Below are 18121 nucleotides of genomic sequence, written 5' to 3'. Positions count from 1 at the left end.
GCGGATGGGGGCTAACCGCCGACGGATGGTGAGGGCTGCCCTCCTTGTGGCCGACAACGCAACAGGAGGACGATGGAATCGTGGTTCGCAGATGGGTGTGCCTCGCGTCGCTCGGCCCGATCGGGGTCGCGGCTCTGGCCTATATCGTCGTCATGCGCGGGTTCATCGACATTGACGTCGACGTCGATCACGGCCTCGCCTGGCCGCTACTCGGCGCACTGCCGCTGTTCGTGTTCGGCATGTGGCTGCTCACGGTGTCGGCGTCGCGGATCGCCCTGTTCATCGGGCTCGGCTCGACGGCGATGCTCGTCGGCTCGGCGTATGAGATCTTCGTGCACACCAATCCTGAGATTCTTGCCGCACCGTGGTTCCCGGTCGTCAACACGGTTGGCCTCACCGCCGATGCGGTGGCCACGTCGACGCTGCTCATCGTGTTCGCCACCTTCCCGAACGGCACGCCGGAGCGGCGATGGGAGCGGATCGCGGTCGTTCTTCTGTGGACTCCGGTGCTCGTCGGCCCACTCACTTTGCTCACGAACCCGCACGTCGTGATGTCACAGTTCATCGGCATCAGCGGCGATTCGAACCCCAACCCATTTGTCGTACCGTGGCTGGCGTGGGCAGCCCCCTTCGTCCACCACCTCATCCTCCAGGCGTGGGGGGCCGTCGCGCTCGGCCTCGCCGTGCTCGCCTCCCGATCGATCTTCGGCGCAGCAGAGGCGCGGGCTCGCACCCGAGTCATGGCCCTGGCGGTCGCTGCGGCGATCGTGGCATTCGCGCTGTGGACGTTTGTGCCCGGCCTCCCAGGCGTCGAGTTCCAGGTCTACGCGTCGATGATCGCGATCCTGGTCGCCGCGATCCATGGCATCCTCCGTTACGGGGCGTTCGACATCGGACCAGGGGACCGCGGCGCGCGCGTCGAGCGCTCGTCGAACATTCTCATCACCGTCGTCTACGCCGCCGGCGTTGCGATGCCGGCTCTGCTGCTCGCGCCGCCGCTGAGGACCGTGCCGGCGATCCTTGTCACGACACTGCTCGCCGTCGTGCTGCTGCCCGCCCGTGGCTGGATGCAGCGCCGGCTGCACCGCGCCCTGTTCGGCGACCGGGAACGCCAATTCGGCGTGCTCAGCGAGCTTGGCGCCCAGCTGGAGCAGGCGGCAGAGCCCCGTGACCTACTCACCCGGCTCGCGGAGGCGGTGCGCGAAGGACTCGACGCGTCATGGGTGCGGATCCGGCTTGTGTCGACGGCCGGCAGGTTGGCGGATATACCCACCGAAACCGCCGGCGACGTGGCGGACGCCAGCGAGCCGGTCGAGTCGTGCGATCTCATCCGCGGCGACGAGACGCTCGGGCGAATCGAGGTCGGCCCTCGCCGCCGCCGGGACTACACCGACGCAGAGCGGACACTGCTGCGCACTGTCGCGAGCCAGGCGGCGGCGTCAGTCGCCAACATGAGCCTGACCGAACAGCTCGCCGAGCAGCTTGACGAGCTGACCGCCTCGCGCGAGCGGCTTGTCGCCGCGCACGACGATGAGCGGCGTCGGCTGGAGCGTGACCTGCACGACGGCATCCAGCAGACCCTTGTGGCGCAGATTGCCGGTCTCAGGCTCGCTCGAAACCGGCTGGAGCGCGGCGAGTTGACTCCCGCGGAACTCACGCTGTTGCAGGAGCAGGCTCGCGATACGCTCACCGACCTGCGCGAACTCGCGAGCGGTATCCACCCTCCGGTGCTGAGTGACAACGGCTTGGTCGCTGCGGTCGAGTCTGGGGTGGCGCGGTTTCCGATCCCGCTGTTGGTCGACGCGGACTCCGCCGTGCGCCAGACGCGTTTTCCCGATGACGTCGAGACGACCGCGTACTACGTGGTGCGCGAAGCGCTCGCGAATACCGCGAAGCACGCTAACGCGACCCATGCGTCGGTCGGGCTTGCGCAGGGCAACGGGCGCCTGTTCATCTCGATCAGCGATGACGGATGCGGCATGGGCGACGTCTCGCCGCCGTCGCGGTCCTATGGCGGGTTGGCAAACATCCGCGACCGGGTCGCCGCCTTGCGGGGCGCCATGCGGGTCTCGCCGAATGAGCCGTCTGGCACGACGGTGTTCGTGGAGCTGCCTGTGGACGGCGTCGTGCCCGCAGCCGGACGGACGGTCGTGTCCGTTGGATGAGCAAGGAGTGCTGCGGGTTGTGATCGCCGAAGACAATTACCTCGTGCGCGAGGGGGTGCGCCGCCTGCTCGAGGACTCTGGCGAGGTGGACGTGGTCGCGGCGGTCGGGAACGGCACCGAGCTGCTCGACGCGGTGCGACGGCTCACCCCGCACGCCGTCCTCACCGATATCCGAATGCCGCCCGGCCATCACATGGAGGGCATTGAAGCCGCACACGCGATTCGGGCCTCTTCAGCGGAGACGGGCGTAGTGGTGCTGTCGCAGCACGCCGACGAGAGCTACGCCCTCACGCTGTTCTCCAACGGCTCGGCAGGCCTCGGTTACCTGCTGAAGGACCGCGTCGGCGATTTGGAAGACCTTGTGCATGCCCTGCGCGAGGTCTGCGCCGGCGGGTCGGTTATCGACCCGCAGATCGTCGACACGCTCGTGCGCCGTCGCAGCGCGGGGGAGTCGAGCCTGCTCGGCGCATTGTCGCCCCGCGAACTCGAGGTGCTGCGCGAGATGGCCGCAGGCAAGACCAACGCCGGGATCGAGCAGTCGCTGTTCCTGGCGACGTCGACGGTGGAGAAGCACGTGAACGCGATTTTCACCAAGCTGCGCCTGCCAGAGACCGGCGTGCACCGGAGGGTGGCGGCCGTGCTGGCTTTCCTGCAGAACGACAACGAGCAGAGGAACAGCGGGTAGAGGAGACGAGACCATGGCATTCGATACTCCGAACGGAACGCGAGGGGCCCGTCAGCCCGGCCGCAACCGATTCGAGCGCTGGGCGAACCGGCGGATGATCCGCCATGTCCGTCGCACCGGCACCCTCGGGCATTCGAACCTGCTGGTACTGGTCACGACAGGGAGCAAGACCGGAGCCCAGCGCAGGACCCCGGTGGGCTGGTTCCCCGGCGGGGACGACACCCGACTCATCGTGGCGTCGGCATCAGGTGCCGCGCGCAATCCGTCGTGGTACTTCAACCTCGCGGCGCATCCATCAGCGGCCCGCATCGAGAGTGCCGGACAGCAGATCGACGTCACTGCCGCCCAACTGCACGGCGCAGAACGGGATGAGGCCTGGCGGCTGATCACCACAGAGGCCCCGGCGTACGCCAAGTACGAGACGATCACCGACCGCGAGATACCCGTCATCCGTCTCACACCACGCTGACAGGCGTCGCTTCGAGCGCGGTTGCGGGCTATCGTGTGGGCGTGCCCGCACTTGTCGACGCGAAGCGCGCTCACGCCGCCGGCGTGCAGCGCCTACTCGAGAGCTATCGGGCCGTCCCCGACGGGGCCCCGATTCGGCTGGCCAAACCAACGTCGAACCTGTTCCGGGCACGCGCCAAGAACACCGTGCCGGGCCTGGACACCTCCGGGCTGACCTGCGTCATCGCGATAGACGAAGAGGCGCGGACGGCCGACGTGGCCGGCATGTGCACCTACGACGACCTCGTCGCCCAGGCGCTGCCCCACGGGTTGGCGCCGCTGGTGGTGCCGCAGCTGAAGACCATCACGCTCGGCGGCGCAGTCACCGGCCTCGGCATCGAGTCGACGTCGTTCCGCAACGGCCTGCCGCACGAGTCGGTGCGGGAGATGGACATCCTCACCGGCACGGGGGAGGTGCTCACCGTCTCGCCCACCGAGCACGCGGATCTGTACCGGGCCTTCCCCAACTCCTACGGGACGCTGGGGTACGCGGTGCGCCTGCGCATCGAGCTCGAACCCGTGAAACCGTTCGTCGCGCTCAGCCATCTGCGGTTCCACTCGCTCGTCGACCTGATCCGGGCCATGCACGGCATCATCGAGACCGGGATGTTCGACGGTGACGTGGTCGACTACCTCGACGGCGTGGTGTTCAACGCGGCGGAAAGCTACCTCTGCCTCGGTAGGAAGACCAGTGCGCCCGGCCCCGTGAGTGACTACACCGGCCGACAGATCTACTACCGCTCCATTCAGCACGACAGCGGGGTGACGGACGACCGCCTCACCATCCACGACTACCTCTGGCGCTGGGACACCGACTGGTTCTGGTGTTCGGAGGCGTTCGGAGCGCAGAATCCGCGGGTCCGCCGGCTGTGGCCGCAACGCTACCGGCGCAGCAGCGTCTACGGGAAGCTGATGAAATACGAACAACGATTCCACATCGGCGATCGCATCGAGAAACTGGCCGGCCGGCCGCCCCGCGAGCGCGTCGTCCAGGACATCGAGGTGCCGATAGAGCGGTGCGCGGAGTTTCTGGACTGGTTCCTGGACACCGTGCCGATCACACCGGTCTGGCTGTGTCCGCTGCGGTTGCAGGATGACACCGGCTGGCCGCTCTACCCGATCGGGCCGCGCCAGAACTACGTGAACGTCGGCTTCTGGTCGACGGTGCCGGTCGGGTCCACCGCGGGGGCGACGAACCGCCTGATCGAACGCGCGGTCCGTGATTTCGACGGGCACAAGTCGTTGTACTCCGACTCCTACTACTCCCGGGCGGAGTTCGACGAACTCTACGGCGGAGAAAACTACCGGGCAGTGAAGAACAGATACGACCCTGATTCACGTCTCCTCGACCTCTATGCCAAGGCGGTGCAACGACGATGACCACGTACCGGGAACGCTCGACGAAGTCGACTTCGCTGACGGATGCGCCAGGGAAAACCGGATCGGCGGGGAAATACACCCTCGCCGAGGTGCTGGAGATCTTGGCAGGCGGCCGGCTTCCGCTGCGGTTCACGGCCTATGACGAGAGTTCGACCGGGCCGACGGACGCGTCGTTCGGGCTGGATCTGAGAACCCCCCGCGGCACGAGCTACCTGGCCACCGGCCGCGGCGACCTTGGCTTTGCCCGCGCCTACATCGCCGGCGACCTCGACATCCGCGGGGTGCACCCGGGGGACCCCTATGAGCTGCTCAAGGCCCTCGCCGACAGCCTCGTCTTCGCACGCCCACCGGCACGGATGATGGTCGACATGATCCGCTCCATCGGCGCCCGGCACCTGCGCCCGATAGCGCCGCCGCCCGAGGAAGCGCAGCCCCGGTGGCGCAGGATCACCGGAGGGCTCCGGCACAGCAAGACCCGGGATGCCGAAGCGATCCACCACCACTACGACGTCTCGAACACCTTCTACGAGTGGGTTCTCGGGCCGTCCATGACCTACACCTGCGCGTGTTACCCGCGCGGGAGCGCATCCCTCGAGGAGGCGCAGCACAACAAGTACCGACTCGTCTTCGAAAAGCTGCGACTGAAACCGGGCGACCGGTTGCTCGACGTGGGCTGCGGCTGGGGCGGCATGGTGCGCTACGCCGCCCACCGCGGCGTGCGAGCGACCGGTGTGACGCTATCGACCGAGCAGGCCGGCTGGGCACAGCGGGCCATCGCAGACGAGGGCCTGGGCCATCTGGCCGAGGTCCGTTACGCCGACTATCGCGATGTCACGGAAACCGGGTACGACGCGGTGTCGTCGATCGGGCTGCTCGAGCACATCGGCGTGCGCAACTATCCGTCGTACTTCGGGTTTCTGCAGTCCCGGCTGCGCCCCGGCGGGCTGCTACTCAATCACGCCATCACCTGGCCGGAGAATCACAAACCACCCCAGCCGCGCGGATTCATCGATCGTTACGTCTTTCCCGACGGGGAGCTCACAGGGTCTGGCCGGATCATCAGCGAGGCGCAGGACGCCGGTCTGGAGGTTCTGCACGAAGAGAACCTACGGCAGCACTACGCGCTGACGCTACGCGACTGGTGCGCCAATCTCGTCGAGCACTGGGACGAGGCGGTCGCCGAGGTCGGGCTCCCCACCGCGAAAGTGTGGGGTCTGTATATGGCTGGATCGCGGCTCGGGTTCGAGAACAATGGCATCCAGTTGCACCAGGTGTTGATGGCCCGGCCCGACAAACCGGGCGCTGCCGGCGAGCTGCCGTTGCGGCCCTGGTGGACCCCGTAGTCGCCGTTCGTGCGGCCCGCACGGCTCCTGGAGCGGCCTACGCTGGGGGAATGTCACGCACCAAGCGCCTGAAGCCGAACGAGTTGGTTCACGAGTGGCCGGATGGCCCGGCCAGCGACGCCATCGGCGAGGTCGCGCGGACGTTCGCGGGCAACTTGCGCCGTGCCATCGGTTCGCGGAGCATCCGCAATGCCGCCGAGTCCTGCGGCGTGAACCACGCCACCCTGATCGGCATCCTGGACGGGCGGGCCTGGCCGGACATGGAGACCATCGCCAAGCTCGAACGTGGGCTGGATGCGGCGCTATGGCCGGGGCACGTGACGAGGACCTGACCGGGTCGTTTTGGTTTGCTCAGCGGTGGTTTTCGGTCTGCTCGATCTGGTCGGCGAGATTGTCCGGGCTGAGGTCCGCGTTCTTGAACTCGGGTGTGAGCGGCAGTTCCAGGTGCAGGTCGGTACCGATGCAGATCTCGATGGTGCCCGAGAGTAACGCGAAGTCGAGCACGTGGCCGCCGTGCTGCCGGTCGGCGTCGACGAAGTGCACGTGCCCGCCGGGCACGCCGATGCCCTGCCCGTAAAGCGGGGTGCGGAACCCCGCGACGACGCCGGTGGAACGGCCGAACTCCAGGGTCTTCTCGCCCCGGATGGCCTCGGACATGGGCAGATACGGCTTCTCCTGCCGCTGCACGGCCCGCACCCGCACCCACTCGAACTCGCCGGTCAGCCGCACCGCGTAGAGGTAATTCGCGCTCTGCAGGGTCTCGTTGATCAGCGCCACCGCCTGATCGCGGGTGGCAGGCCCGGTGACGGGGATGGTGACCGTGGGGACGAACTCGGTGACCACGGCGAACGGGGTCAGGTCGCCGGGCGCGGCGGGTGCCACCGTGCCGTCGACCCGCATCCGGTAGCAGACACCGTCGAGGATCAGCATCTCGCCGTCGAGCGCGTTGAAGGTGCCCAGGCCGAAGTCGCCGTGTTCGAGCAGGGTGGCCACGGTGGTGTCACCGTCGTAGATGCCGTCGAGCAGGGCGCTCATCAGGCTGGTCTGGTACACGAGATGGCGGCCGGCGGGGACGTCCACGATGGTTCCTCCTAAGCGTGCGGTGGGGTTAGAGCGACGGGATCAGCTCGGGCACCCGGCAGGGCTGGCCGTGGGCGTAGTTGAGGCAGGAGCCCAGGGCATCCGGGTACGGGTCGGGGTTGCCGGAGCCGAACCAGGCCGTGTAGAACAGCCAGAAGTTGAGGTTGCCGTGGGTGGAGCATCCGTCGCCATCACTGTCGGGGTCGGCGAGGGCCGCCTCGTTGGGCTGGTACGGGGTGTAGTTGTACAGGTTGGCGGTGGCCTGGTTCTGGATGTCGACGGTGCTGGCGCCGCACGCGGCGTCGGGATTGTAGCCCACCTCGGTGTCGCCGATCTTGTAGGTGCGCTCGGGCTCCTGGGTGTACTGACGGAACTGCCAGGCCGCGTTGTAGACCTGGTTGAAGAAACCGAAGTACTCGGTCTCGCAGTCGGCCGTGTCGGGGCAACCGTAGCCGGTGGCGCGCAGGTAGCCGGACTCGGTGGGCCGGCTGAGCAGGGACTGCTCCTTCTGCAACAGCACCAGCAGAACGCGGGGGCTGATGCCGCAGGCCTCGGCGACCTTGCTGATGATGGTGCTCGCGTGTTCGTTCTCGGCGCCCGGGTAGGCGGCACAGTGGCCGGCACCCGCGGCGGGCTGGTCGACGGTGCTCTCGCGGTACTCCCAGAGGCAGGGTGAGCTGTCGGTGCGGATGCAGCTGCGCGACAGCAGGAACGACTGCACCTGCTGCTCGGTCATGGCGTCGGCGTTGAAGAAGGTGTAGTCGCTGACGATGCGGCCGGGCTCGAAGCCGGCCAGGTCGATCGTGTTCGTGGCGATGGGCGCGGTGGGGGCCGCCGTGGCGGGTTCGGCGCGCAGGGCGGCACTGACGAGGGCTGCGCCGGCCAGGACGACGACGAGAACGGCAGCCGTCGCGAGCGCGGACAAACGGTGGCGCTCGAAGTAGCTCATCCCCAGAGACTATCGAAGGCGTTGGGGCGCCGGGTGGGAGGCGGCTGCGAGAGGCTGCGCCGGCGCGGCTCAGCGGCGGAGGGCGGCCGGAATTCCTCGCCCGAGATGGCCCGCGCTCTACCGGCGGCAGGCTCGGGACGGTTGAATGGGAGGGAACCGCAGGAGTCGGACGCTCCGCCTTCCGCGGCAGGAGGCCACCATGGACGCTGACACCGGCACAGGCAAGGACCCTCGACCCGATGCGGGCGACGCGGCGGCGGTGCACGCCGAAGCGGCCGCGCAACCGGCACAGCAGCCCGGCCCACGCACGGGCATCGTCGTCGGGCATGATGGATCGGCCGACGCTGATCACGCCCTGACCGTGGCTCTCGACCTGGCCGCCGACCTCAAGGTGCCGGTGACGATCGTGCGTGCCTGGACCATCGACACGGCTCCGCGCCCGGCGAACTGGGAGTTCGGCTATGTGTCGTCGTACTCGGACTACGCGGGCGCGGTGCGGGAACGCCTCGTGGACGACACCCGGGACGTCGTCGCCGAGCATCCGGGGCTCACTGCGGAGTACCGGGTGGCGCTGGGCGGGCCGGCCAAGACTCTGATCGAGGTCTCGCGGGGGTCCCGGATGCTGGTGGTCGGCTCCCGCGGGCGCGGCGGACTGGCCGGGATGCTGCTCGGCTCGGTCAGTGAGCAGTGCGTGCGGCACGCGGACTGCCCGGTGCTCGTGGTGCGGCCCCGGTCCTGACCCGCGGAAGCGGGACTGCCGGGTGCGGGGCTGCCGGGTGCGGGTCAGCCGGCCTGGAGGCGGTTGCCCACCGCGAACCAGGCGAGCGCGCCGAACACCGGTGCGAAGACCACGGTCAATACCCACCGTGTGCGGGCCGGTTCGCTCAGGTGCACGGCGCGGACCACCTGCGCGAGGGCGGCCACGATGAGGACGAGGGCGCCCAGGCCGGCCAGGACGATGAGCGTCACGCCGATCAGAGCGCCCAGCGTGGCGCCGTCGATAGCGCCGCCGTCCAGGACATCTGTGCGCCCGAGCGTTCCTTGCCAGGCGGTGCTGAGTATTCCTGTGCTGTTCATTCGTCGGATTCCCCTCGATCCCGGCAGATGGTGCCCGGCGGCGGCGCTGGGCGGGTGGTGCGGTCGTGCGGTAGTCGTCGGCCGGGAAAACAGGTTCCCCCCGGAATGCTCGCCCGGCCTAATGGAAGCATACCAAACGGTATGCTTTCTGGTGAGACGAAGTCGGAATTGGTCTCGGTGCCGTGCCGGGTGCCCGTTTCCAGTCGAGGAGCGTCATGACCCAACAGGCTCGCGCCGTGGAAACCCGGGCGGCGATCATCCGCGCCGCCGCCGATGTCTTCGGCGCTGTGGGCTACGGCGGTGCCTCGATGGCGGATATCTGTGTCGCGGCCGGGCTCACCAAGGGGGCGCTGTACTTCCACTTCGCGTCGAAGGAGGCGCTGGCGCTGGCGGTCATCGACGCCCAGCATGAGCGGGCGCTCGGGCTCGGCGACGAGTTGCTGCACAGCGAGCAGCCCGGCCTGCACGTGCTGTTGCGGATGGCGTTCGAGCTGGGCAAGCAGGTGCGCGACGATCCGGTGTCGCGGGCAGGCATCCGCCTGACGATGGAATCGAGCAACCTCTCGGTGCCCGTGGTGACGCCATACGAGGACTGGATCGCGGCCTGCGAGCTGTTGCTGCGGCGCGCGATCCTCGACGGCGACGTGCGCGCCGACGTGGATGTCGCCGCCGCCGCCCGGTTCATCAGCCCGGCGTTCACGGGTGTGCAGGTGGTCTCCGGCGTGCTCACCGGCCGGGCGGACCTGATGCAGCGGCTCGTGGAGATGTGGTCGTTCGTGCTGCCGAGCCTGGTGGTGCCTGAGCGGTGGGACGTGCTGCGGACCCTGCCCGCGGAGATGGCCGACGTCTGGGGGTAGAGCCTGCCGGTGGCGCAACTGGTGCCCGTGCGGACAATTGGTGCCGGTGTGCCGGACGCAATTGTCCGCACGGGACGCAGAACGAAGGTGGTGGCTAGTCCTCGTCGGTGACGACGGTGAGCTTCACGGCGATGTTGCCGCGGGTGGCGCGGGAATACGGGCAGACCGCGTGTGCGGCTTCCATGGCTGCCTGCGCTGTGGCCGGGTCTGCGCCGGGGATCTGGGCCTCGATGGTGACCTCGAAGTCGAGGCCGGTGGCCATGCTGCCGACGAGGTTGACCGTGAGGGTGACGGCGGATTCCGACACGTCGACCTTGTTCTGGCGGGCGGTGGCCTTGAGGGCGTTGTGGAAGCAGGCCGCCCAGCCGCTGGCGAAGAGCTGCTCGGGGTTGGTGCCGGGTCCGTCGTCGCCGCCCATGTCCTTGGGGATGGACAGGTCGAGGTCGAGCTTGTTGTCGCTGGTGACGACCTTGCCGGTGCGTCCACCCCAGGAGGTGGCGGATGCGGTGTAAATGGCGTTGGTCATGATTGTCTTCTTTCGGGTAGAGCGGAGCACACTGGACTCAGTCGTCAACACGCAGAGTGTTCGACATCGAGCCGACAAGTGCTTCGTATTCGAAACAACTTCTTTCTCACCCTAACGGAGGACCGACCATGGGAATTCCCGAACCATCCATCTCGGCCGATGAGATGCGTGCCTGGGCGGCCCTGTTCGAGACGTCGAACATCGTGCAGTACGCGGCCGACCGCAATCTGCGCGACTCTGTGGGCCTCACCCTCGCGCAGTTCGAGATTCTCCTGCGCATCGGCGAAGCCGGCACCGTTGGGCGGCGCATGACCGACATCGCCGATTCACTCACGGTCTCCCGCAGTGGGCTCACGTACCAGGTCGGCCAGTTGGAGCGGAAGGAGCTGGTGCTTCGGCAGCCAGCCCCCGACGACGACAGGTCGGTCATCGCCCACATCACTCCGGCGGGCCTCGACCTGCTGCGGACGGGCATCCCCGGTTACGTCGACCTGGTGCGGGAGATGCTCTTCGACAGGCTCAGCCATGCCGACCTGATGACCGTCACCGAGATCCTCGACGATGTGCGCCGCCAGCTCAAGGAGCAGCCGAAGCGGTCAACCTACCGGCGGGCGCGGCGCAGCGTCGCTCAGGCTGGTTCGGATGCCGCGGCGGCGGCCGGTGCGGTGCCGACCACCGAGTAGCGCCGGATGGGCAGCCGCGAGGGGTTGCATCCGTCGGCGCGCTGGGCAGACTGGGGGGATGAGCATCCCCACACATGGCGATAGTCAGCCCGGTGCCGGCGAGCAGCGCACCGTCGAACTCGTCGAGGATGAGCGCCGGTACGTGCTGCTGCTCGACGGGGTGCAGGTGGGCCACACTGTCTACGCCGATCACGGCGAACAGCGGGTGTTCGTGCACACCGAGATCAGCATGGACCAGTCCGGCAAGGGGCTGGCGTCGACGCTGGTGGCGGCCGCGCTCGCCGATGTGCGGGCGCGCGGGCTGCGGGTCGTGGCGTTGTGCCCGTTCACGGCCGCCTACCTGCGCGGGCATCGCGAGTACGACGATATTCTCGACCCGCTGACCCCGCGGCTGAAGGCCGATCTGCGCGCGGCGCAGCTGATCTAGCGCCCGCCGCACGGCCTGCGCGGGCCACGGCGCGGGGGTACTCTGTGCAGCGAAAACAGGCCGAACCCCAAGGAGATGCATCATGGCTGGTGGAGTAGCGCGCCGCGACCGATTCGAATTGCCCGACTCGGTGCGACGCTTTTTTGAGGGCGACTGGGAGTCCGCAGCCCTGCGGGTGGAGGAATACCAGGAGGGTGACACCCTCGTGGTGAAAGCCGAGATGCCCGGCATTGACCCCGACAAGGACGTGGACATCTCGGTGTCCGACGGGGTCCTGCACATCCAGGCCGAACGCCAAGAGACCAGCGAACACAAGGAGAAGGGCGGCTACCGCACCGAATTCCGCTACGGCTCCTTCGCCCGCGACATCCCGTTGCCCAGCGGCAGCAAAGACTCCGACGTCTCGGCCAGCTACCGGGACGGCGTACTCGAGGTGCGGGTGCCCGTCGCCGAGCGCGAGCAGACGACGTCGAAGATCCAGGTGACCCGCGGCTGAGCCTGCACCGCTGGCACTGACGGGTCAGACGGCGGTCGGCGCCGCCGCCTCGGTGGATGCCGGTTCGCCGGATGCTGCGGCCCGGGGCGCCGGCTCGTGGCCGAACAGCTTCGGGCGCAGCCACAGCGACACGTAGACCAGGGCGATCAGAGCCGGCACCTCGATCAGTGGGCCCACGATGCCGGCCAGGGCCTGACCGCTCGTGGCGCCGAACGTGCCGATGGCCACCGCGATGGCCAGCTCGAAGTTGTTTCCCGCCGCTGTGAAGGCCAGCGTGGCCGTGCGGGCGTACGACAGCCCGACCAGCCGGCCGGCCAGAAAGCCCGCCCCGAACATCACCGCGAAGTAGACCAGCAGCGGCAGGGCGATGCGCACCACGTCCAGCGGCCGGTCGATGACCTGCTGACCCTGCAGGGCGAAGAGCAACACGATCGTGAAGAGCAGTCCGTAGAGCGCGAACGGGCCCACCCGCGGCAGGAACCGGCTCTCGTACCAGGCGCGGCCACGGGCGGCCTCGCCGATGCGACGGGAGAGGTAGCCGGCCAGCAACGGAATTCCGAGGAACACCAACACGCTCGCGGTGATCGCCCAGATGGAGAACTCGGCGCTGGTCGTGGCCAGGCCGAGCCAGGCCGGCAGCACCTGCAGGTAGAGCCAGCCGAGGGCGGCGAACGCGATGACCTGGAACACCGAGTTGATCGCCACGAGGAACGCCGCGGCCTCCCGGTCGCCGCAGGCCAGGTCGTTCCAGATGAGCACCATGGCGATGCACCTGGCCAGACCCACGATGATGAGCCCGGTGCGGTATTCGGGCAGGTCGGGCAGGAAGACCCAGGCGAGCGCGAACATCAGCGCCGGGCCCACGAGCCAGTTCAGCACCAGCGAGGACACCAGCAGGCGCCGGTCGCCGGCGACGGCGCGGGCATCCGAGTACCGCACCTTGGCGAGCACCGGATACATCATCACCAACAGGCCCACCGCGATCGGCACGCTCACCGAGCCGATCGAGAACGCGTGCAGCAGGTCGCCGACGCCGGGCGCGAAGACGGCGAGCAGTAGCCCGAGCCCCATCGCGAGGAGAATCCAGACCGGCAGCAGCCGATCGGTGGTGCCGAGCTGCGCGGCGGCAGGGGCGGGCTGGTCGGCGGATGTCATGGTGCTCCATCGGTCGCGGCTGGGAAATAGATGAACGTCGATATTGAGTGTGGCGACAGCATCGATGGATGTCAATTCGCGTGTCAGAATGGGGGGATGGTGAACGTCGAACTTCTGCAGGCCCCCGCGGCGGTCGAGTGCTGCGCGCCGCCCGCCCGCCAAGCGCTCGCCGCGGACGGCGCGGAAAAGCTTGCGAAGACCCTCAAGGCCATCGCCGATCCGGCCCGGCTTCGGCTGATCTCGATGGTCGCCGCCCACGACGACGCCGAAGCCTGCGTCTGCGACCTCACCGAACCCCTCGGCCTCAGTCAGCCCACGGTGTCCCACCATCTCAAAGTGCTGGTGGATGCCGGTATTCTCTCCCGGGACAAGCGCGGCACCTGGGCGTACTACCGACTGGTGCCCGGCGCTCTCGACGCCCTGGCCCAGTCGGTCGTCACCGTCTGAGCCCCGGGGTCCACTGGAACCACCCAGCCGCGCTTTGTAGAGTGAAGGCATGACAATCGCACCCGATCACGCCGTGCGCCGCAGCGCGCTGTTCGGCTGGCTGTGGAGCGTCGCGGTTCTCGGCCTCGGCCTCTGGGTGAGCCTGGCCACCGGTGAGTGGATCGCCTTGCTGTGCGCGGCAGGCCTGGTCATCCTGCCGATCGGCGGCCTGGCCCTCCGCGCCAGACGACCCTAGCGACACCCCCGCCGATGTGTGCGTACGCATGCACGCACACGGTTTACCCAGAAACGTGACGTAACGTCATTTACCTGCGCGCGGGGCCGACGTCGTCGCCGTGTGCTGGATTCCCATTCGGCGGTGCCACCTTCACGGTTCCCGCCCGCTCCACGCCCTATCCGGCCTGCCCTGTCACCTGACGCGGGCCGCTGCCGGTGAGTGACCCTTTCGAGGCCTGGTGGATCCGCATCCTGATCCCGCATCGACCAGAAAGCTTTTGCCATGTCCATTTGCACCGTGCACATCCTTGCCCACGTTTCGGCCGGGGAGTTTCATGCGTAGGCGCAGCGGATTCATCAAGCCGCCCTCCCGCCGCCGGCAGGTCACCGCCGTCACCGCCATGACCTTTGTGGCGCTGCTCACCACGGCCGGTGCGCTGCCCGCGCAGGCCGCTTACGTGGATGCCGACGGTGCTCCGGCCAGCGCGGCTCAGGCGTCCGCCGCCAGGGTAGCCCAGGCCGAGGCCGCACCGGCACAGAGCATCAGCGTGACCGCCGCAGCGCCCGTCCCCGTGCAGGTGGACACCTACACGGCCAAGGAGGTCGCGCCGCCACCACCACCCGTGGTCGTCGCCCCCGCCGCCGCGGCCGCGGCCACCGCCGTTGCCGCCGCCCCCGCCGGGGCGAGCGTGCGCTGGCCGTTCCCCGGCTCCATCCGCATCTCCGACGGGTACGGCCCCCGCTCGGCGCCCTGCGCGGGATGCTCGACCTTCCACGACGGCCTCGACATGAACCCCGGCCAGGGAACCCCGATCGGTTCCGTCGCCGACGGCGTCGTGAGCTCGGTGACCGCGTACGACAACGGCGGCCTGGGCGTGCACGTCATGATCGATCACGTCGTGAACGGTCAGAACGTCACCAGCACCTACGGGCACATGCTCGCCGGCTCCGCCGCCGTGAGTGTGGGCCAGTCCGTCACGGCCGGTCAGGTGATCGGCAACGTCGGCAGCACGGGCCAGAGCACGGGACCGCACCTGCACCTGGAGCTGCACCTCGACGGCGTCACCGCCATCGACCCGTACTCCTGGCTGACCGAGCACGCGGGGCCGATGTAGCCGACCCCGGGGCCATACGGCGCCGGTCGCCCGGGCCGGGAGTCAGGGCGTCGGCGGCGTCACCTGGAAGTACAGGTGGGCGTGCAGACGACATCCGTCATTGAAGGGCGACCCGCACGCCGGGCAGGCGGACACGGACCTGTAGACCTCGATCGTGAGGGTCTGCCCGCACGCCCCGCAGAGAATCGCCCGCTCGGCCCACTCCGCCGGCTCCCACTGCGCTGCCGGGTGCGATTCGGCGTCGGCGTGACACTGGAAGCACGGGTAGAACCTGTCGCAGCAGCGGAACCTGATCGCGACGATGTCGGTGGGCCCGGCGTAATGCACGCACCGGGTGTTCGCATCGACGGTGGCGCCGTAGACGCGCGGCCTGGCCGGGTGCCGGTCGGCCGGGACTTCGTGCAACATGCCGTCTCCTTCGGGTCCAACAGCGCGGTCACCCGTTCGCATCCGCTCGCATCCGCTCGCATCCGCTCGCATCCGCTCTCGTGCGCGGAGAACAACTGTGGCCGGTGCGGACTTCTGCGCCCGGTGTGCCGGGTGCACTTGTCCGCACCGGCCACAGTAGCCGAGCTGGATGCCGTCGCGGGAGTCCGCGCGGGCAGTGGCTACTCGCCCGTGTCGGTGCCCGAGTCGGTGCCGCTGGTGTCGGTCGTCGCGGTGGCCTGCTCCAACACGAACGCCTCGAAGGCTGCCGCGTCGCCGAGGTCGCCCTCATACTTGACGCCCTGCACGAGGACCGTCGGGGTGCCGGCGAGCGCGCCGATGTCGGTGTTGGGCAGCGGGTTGTCCAGAGCGCGGTCGGTGGCGTCGCCCACCCAGTCGGCGAACTCCTGGTCGGTGATGCAGGTGGCCACGGATTCGTCGGTGACGCCGGCCTCCTCCACCAGGCTGACGAGCTCAGCATTGCTGAGGCCGGTCGTGCCCTCGGTGGGCTGGTTCGCGAACAGGGCGCTGTTCACGTCGAGGAAGCTGTCCGGCTGGTAGTTGGCCACGCAGGCGGCGGCGTTGGCCGACCTGGTGGAGTACTTGCTGCCGCTCGAGGACTGGTCGAGGATCGAGATCGGGTGCGTCTCGAGGGTGATGTTGCCCGCGGTGAGCCAACTGGTGAGCTGGGCGCCGTTCGTGGTCTCGAACTGGCCGCAGTATGGGCACAGGTAGTCCAGGTACACCGCGATGTTCACGGTGCTGGTGAGCTCGCTCACATCGGTGGGCACTGGCTCGGCGTCGGCCGCGGTCGCCGCGGTCGTCACGGCGCTGATGGTGGTGCCGTCACCCTGCATCAGGATGCCGTCGCTGGCCATGTTGAGCGGCCCGGGCGAGGGCGGCTTGACGCTGCCCACGATCAGGACGGCGACGATGACGGCCACGGCCACCAGGGCCAGGCCGATGCCGCCGCGGAGGAACCAGCGATTGCGCGTCTCGCGCTTCTTCTGCTCCTCCCGCTGGATGCGGGCGGTCTCGCGCGCGACCTCACGGCGATCCTTCTTCGGGGGGAGCGCCTGGCCGGGGGTTTTTGAGTTCATGGGCTATCTGTGCCGTTTCGTCGGGACTGGTTCTCACCCCGACGATATCGACCCGGCCTATGAGGCCGGTTGCCGGGTGCTGTGAGCTAGCTGGGAGGGCAGCCCGAGCCGGGCACCCAGATCAGCCTAAGACCAGATCGGGGTGCGCCGGGAGCGATCGGCTAGAACCAGGTGCTCAGGTGCGGGGCGTAGGCGGAGTGCAGCGCCGTGTCCAGCCGGATGGCGGCATCCGGGGACTTCTCGGTGATCCGGCCGGCGCGGGCGAGGTCGACCGCGCTCGTGCCGCCGAGGTACAGCGACGCGAGGTCCGCTGCCGAGAGGGCCACCTCGACGGCGCCGGCCGGGGCCGTACCGGTGAGCGGATGCGCCTGCCCCGACCCGTCGGCGGCCACGGTGAGCAGAAACCGGCCCTCGGCGAAGCCGAGGTCGTCGGTGACGTCGAGCAGGTAGTCGCCCGGCGCCGCGTAGCTGCGGGCGCCGAGCGCCACCGGAACGTCGAGGATGCGCAGCCAGAGGTGGTCGCGTTCGCTGGTCTTGCGCACGGCGCGGTGGTCGGAGACCTGCCAGGCCACCGGCTCGGAGACGCTGCGGAGGCCCGCGTTGATCTCGCTGACCATGTCCATCTCGATCACGAACCGCCAGAGCGCGGCATAGGCGTCGTCGGTGGCCGCGACGAGGTCGACAAGCTTGAGCTGGCCGGGGTGGCTGACGTTCTGCAGCGCGATCTCGTAGAGCGCGAATCCGGCGATGGCGCCGTCGGCATCGTCGTAGCGCACCGCGCGGATGCCGCGCTTGTGCGCGTCGGGTTCGTTCGGCAGCAGGCCAAGGGTACGCTTCCACCAGATCTCGCGACGGTCGACCTCGCCGGGGGAGCGATCGCGGGTGCGTTCGAAGACTTCGGGGCCGTCGGCGAGCAGCGATTCCGGGCTGACGAACTGAACGCGGCCGGCCGGGGTTGGGCCGGTCCAGCGGGCCCGCTGGGTGTCGACGACGTACGAGGACTGCCGAGCCGACGGTCCGAAACCGTACCGGCCGTAGATGGTGGCTTCGGAGACCGTGAGCATGGCGATCGGCAGGCCGAGCCGCTGGGCGGTGCGGAGCTCCGAGGTGAGCATGGCCCTGGCAATGCCCTGGCGGCGGTGGGTGGGGGAGACGGTGACCGAGCTGATCGCCCAGGTGCCCAGGGCGGTGCCGCCGGGCACGGTCAGGCCCATCTCCCAGGACCGTATCGTGGCGACCGGGGTCTCCGGGTCGGCCTGCGAGGCGTCCCAGACGCCGGTGACCCTGTCGGTGGCGATGTCCTCGACCTGCACCTCGAGGGTGCCCTCGGTGGGCGTGACCTCGTGGAAGCCGCGGGCATCCGCCAGCAGCCAACGCTTGAGGCCCGCCTCGTCGTCGGCGTCGAGCACCGCCAGTCTCAGGCCGCGTTCGGCGAGGTTTGCGGTGGATTCGGGGTCGACGGGTGCGGAGGCGTAGGCATTCACCCA

The 18121-nt window shown here is 68.8% G+C and carries 22 protein-coding genes; 14 read left to right on the top strand and 8 right to left on the bottom strand.

Annotated features, from left to right (window positions below; all coding sequences use genetic code 11):
• Window positions 1–80: 80 nt before the first annotated feature.
• The 6 genes from E3O60_RS04195 to E3O60_RS04170 are packed head-to-tail and all read left to right on the top strand — an operon-like array spanning window position 81 to window position 6412.
• Window positions 81–2165: a sensor histidine kinase gene (locus tag E3O60_RS04195; protein ID WP_134497214.1), complete on the top strand. Its 2085-nt coding sequence runs from the start codon at window positions 81–83 to the stop codon at window positions 2163–2165.
• 19 nt (window positions 2166–2184) lie between these two features.
• The gene (locus tag E3O60_RS04190; protein ID WP_241983723.1) at window positions 2185–2850 is read left to right on the top strand and encodes a response regulator transcription factor; all 666 of its coding nucleotides are present in this window, start codon (window positions 2185–2187) and stop codon (window positions 2848–2850) included.
• A gap of 13 nt (window positions 2851–2863) precedes the next feature.
• Window positions 2864–3319 (top strand): nitroreductase/quinone reductase family protein, encoded by a 456-nt coding sequence (locus tag E3O60_RS04185; RefSeq protein WP_134481064.1) that lies wholly within the window; start codon window positions 2864–2866, stop codon window positions 3317–3319.
• 41 nt (window positions 3320–3360) lie between these two features.
• Window positions 3361–4737 carry an FAD-binding oxidoreductase gene (locus E3O60_RS04180; RefSeq protein WP_198415686.1) on the top strand — a complete coding sequence of 459 codons (1377 nt, stop codon included), beginning with the start codon at window positions 3361–3363 and terminating at the stop codon, window positions 4735–4737.
• The gene (locus E3O60_RS04175; RefSeq protein WP_134497210.1) at window positions 4734–6080 is read left to right on the top strand and encodes a class I SAM-dependent methyltransferase; all 1347 of its coding nucleotides are present in this window, start codon (window positions 4734–4736) and stop codon (window positions 6078–6080) included. The genes E3O60_RS04180 and E3O60_RS04175 overlap by 4 nt, the downstream gene beginning before the upstream one ends.
• 50 nt (window positions 6081–6130) lie before the next feature.
• A complete protein-coding gene (locus tag E3O60_RS04170) occupies window positions 6131–6412 on the top strand; it encodes a hypothetical protein (RefSeq protein ID WP_088455077.1) in 282 nt (93 codons plus the stop codon).
• 19 nt (window positions 6413–6431) lie between these two features.
• On the opposite strand, the gene budA is transcribed toward E3O60_RS04170, so the two are convergent.
• Both budA and E3O60_RS04160 read right to left on the bottom strand, forming a co-directional pair.
• Window positions 6432–7160, bottom strand: coding sequence for an acetolactate decarboxylase (gene budA / locus E3O60_RS04165; RefSeq protein ID WP_241980252.1), 729 nt, complete (start codon window positions 7158–7160; stop codon window positions 6432–6434).
• A 28-nt stretch (window positions 7161–7188) separates the two neighbouring features.
• Window positions 7189–8109 (bottom strand): hypothetical protein, encoded by a 921-nt coding sequence (locus E3O60_RS04160; protein WP_134409159.1) that lies wholly within the window; start codon window positions 8107–8109, stop codon window positions 7189–7191.
• 199 nt (window positions 8110–8308) lie between these two features.
• On the opposite strand from E3O60_RS04160, the gene E3O60_RS04155 reads away from it, so the two are divergent.
• On the top strand, window positions 8309–8848 hold the full coding sequence (locus tag E3O60_RS04155) for a universal stress protein (RefSeq protein WP_198414940.1): 540 nt from the start codon (window positions 8309–8311) through the stop codon (window positions 8846–8848).
• A gap of 44 nt (window positions 8849–8892) precedes the next feature.
• Here E3O60_RS04155 and E3O60_RS04150 read toward each other — a convergent pair whose 3' ends face one another.
• Entirely contained in the window at window positions 8893–9186 is a 294-nt protein-coding gene (locus tag E3O60_RS04150; protein ID WP_103459675.1) for a PLDc N-terminal domain-containing protein, read from the bottom strand.
• A 215-nt stretch (window positions 9187–9401) separates the two neighbouring features.
• Here E3O60_RS04150 and E3O60_RS04145 point away from each other — a divergent pair, with 215 nt between their 5' ends.
• The gene (locus E3O60_RS04145; protein ID WP_088455081.1) at window positions 9402–10043 is read left to right on the top strand and encodes a ScbR family autoregulator-binding transcription factor; all 642 of its coding nucleotides are present in this window, start codon (window positions 9402–9404) and stop codon (window positions 10041–10043) included.
• 94 nt (window positions 10044–10137) lie between these two features.
• Here the strand turns inward: E3O60_RS04145 and E3O60_RS04140 are convergent, their stop codons facing one another.
• A complete protein-coding gene (locus E3O60_RS04140; RefSeq protein ID WP_174776277.1) occupies window positions 10138–10569 on the bottom strand; it encodes an organic hydroperoxide resistance protein in 432 nt (143 codons plus the stop codon).
• A gap of 128 nt (window positions 10570–10697) precedes the next feature.
• Here E3O60_RS04140 and E3O60_RS04135 point away from each other — a divergent pair, with 128 nt between their 5' ends.
• The 3 genes from E3O60_RS04135 (at window position 10698) to E3O60_RS04125 (ending at window position 12175) form a co-directional block, all read left to right on the top strand.
• Window positions 10698–11252 (top strand): MarR family winged helix-turn-helix transcriptional regulator, encoded by a 555-nt coding sequence (locus E3O60_RS04135; protein WP_134409161.1) that lies wholly within the window; start codon window positions 10698–10700, stop codon window positions 11250–11252.
• Window positions 11253–11310: 58 nt separating this feature from the next.
• Complete coding sequence (locus E3O60_RS04130; protein ID WP_088455083.1) at window positions 11311–11679, top strand: GNAT family N-acetyltransferase; 369 nt, start codon at window positions 11311–11313, stop codon at window positions 11677–11679.
• Between the two features lie 82 nt (window positions 11680–11761).
• The gene (locus E3O60_RS04125; protein WP_088455084.1) at window positions 11762–12175 is read left to right on the top strand and encodes an Hsp20/alpha crystallin family protein; all 414 of its coding nucleotides are present in this window, start codon (window positions 11762–11764) and stop codon (window positions 12173–12175) included.
• A 24-nt stretch (window positions 12176–12199) separates the two neighbouring features.
• Here the strand turns inward: E3O60_RS04125 and arsB are convergent, their stop codons facing one another.
• The gene (gene arsB, locus E3O60_RS04120) at window positions 12200–13330 is read right to left on the bottom strand and encodes an ACR3 family arsenite efflux transporter (protein WP_134497208.1); all 1131 of its coding nucleotides are present in this window, start codon (window positions 13328–13330) and stop codon (window positions 12200–12202) included.
• A 96-nt stretch (window positions 13331–13426) separates the two neighbouring features.
• On the opposite strand from arsB, the gene E3O60_RS04115 reads away from it, so the two are divergent.
• The 3 genes from E3O60_RS04115 (at window position 13427) to E3O60_RS04105 (ending at window position 15108) form a co-directional block, all read left to right on the top strand.
• Entirely contained in the window at window positions 13427–13777 is a 351-nt protein-coding gene (locus E3O60_RS04115; protein ID WP_103459677.1) for a metalloregulator ArsR/SmtB family transcription factor, read from the top strand.
• A 49-nt stretch (window positions 13778–13826) separates the two neighbouring features.
• Window positions 13827–14012 (top strand): hypothetical protein, encoded by a 186-nt coding sequence (locus E3O60_RS04110; protein WP_134409164.1) that lies wholly within the window; start codon window positions 13827–13829, stop codon window positions 14010–14012.
• A gap of 316 nt (window positions 14013–14328) precedes the next feature.
• Complete coding sequence (locus E3O60_RS04105) at window positions 14329–15108, top strand: M23 family metallopeptidase (RefSeq protein ID WP_088455088.1); 780 nt, start codon at window positions 14329–14331, stop codon at window positions 15106–15108.
• Between the two features lie 42 nt (window positions 15109–15150).
• On the opposite strand, the gene E3O60_RS04100 is transcribed toward E3O60_RS04105, so the two are convergent.
• The 3 genes from E3O60_RS04100 to E3O60_RS04090 form a co-directional block, all read right to left on the bottom strand.
• Window positions 15151–15516, bottom strand: coding sequence for a CHY zinc finger protein (locus E3O60_RS04100; RefSeq protein ID WP_088455089.1), 366 nt, complete (start codon window positions 15514–15516; stop codon window positions 15151–15153).
• A gap of 200 nt (window positions 15517–15716) precedes the next feature.
• The gene (locus E3O60_RS04095) at window positions 15717–16634 is read right to left on the bottom strand and encodes a thioredoxin domain-containing protein (protein WP_103479850.1); all 918 of its coding nucleotides are present in this window, start codon (window positions 16632–16634) and stop codon (window positions 15717–15719) included.
• 161 nt (window positions 16635–16795) lie between these two features.
• On the bottom strand, window positions 16796–18118 hold the full coding sequence (locus E3O60_RS04090; RefSeq protein ID WP_088455091.1) for a GNAT family N-acetyltransferase: 1323 nt from the start codon (window positions 18116–18118) through the stop codon (window positions 16796–16798).
• Between the last annotated feature and the right edge of the window lie 3 nt (window positions 18119–18121).

The sequence above is a fragment of the Cryobacterium sp. TMB1-7 genome (assembly GCF_004402435.1).
GTDB lineage: Bacteria > Actinomycetota > Actinomycetes > Actinomycetales > Microbacteriaceae > Cryobacterium > Cryobacterium zongtaii.
Note: the sequence above shows the minus strand (reverse complement) of the source record. Positions and strands in the feature narration are given on the sequence as shown.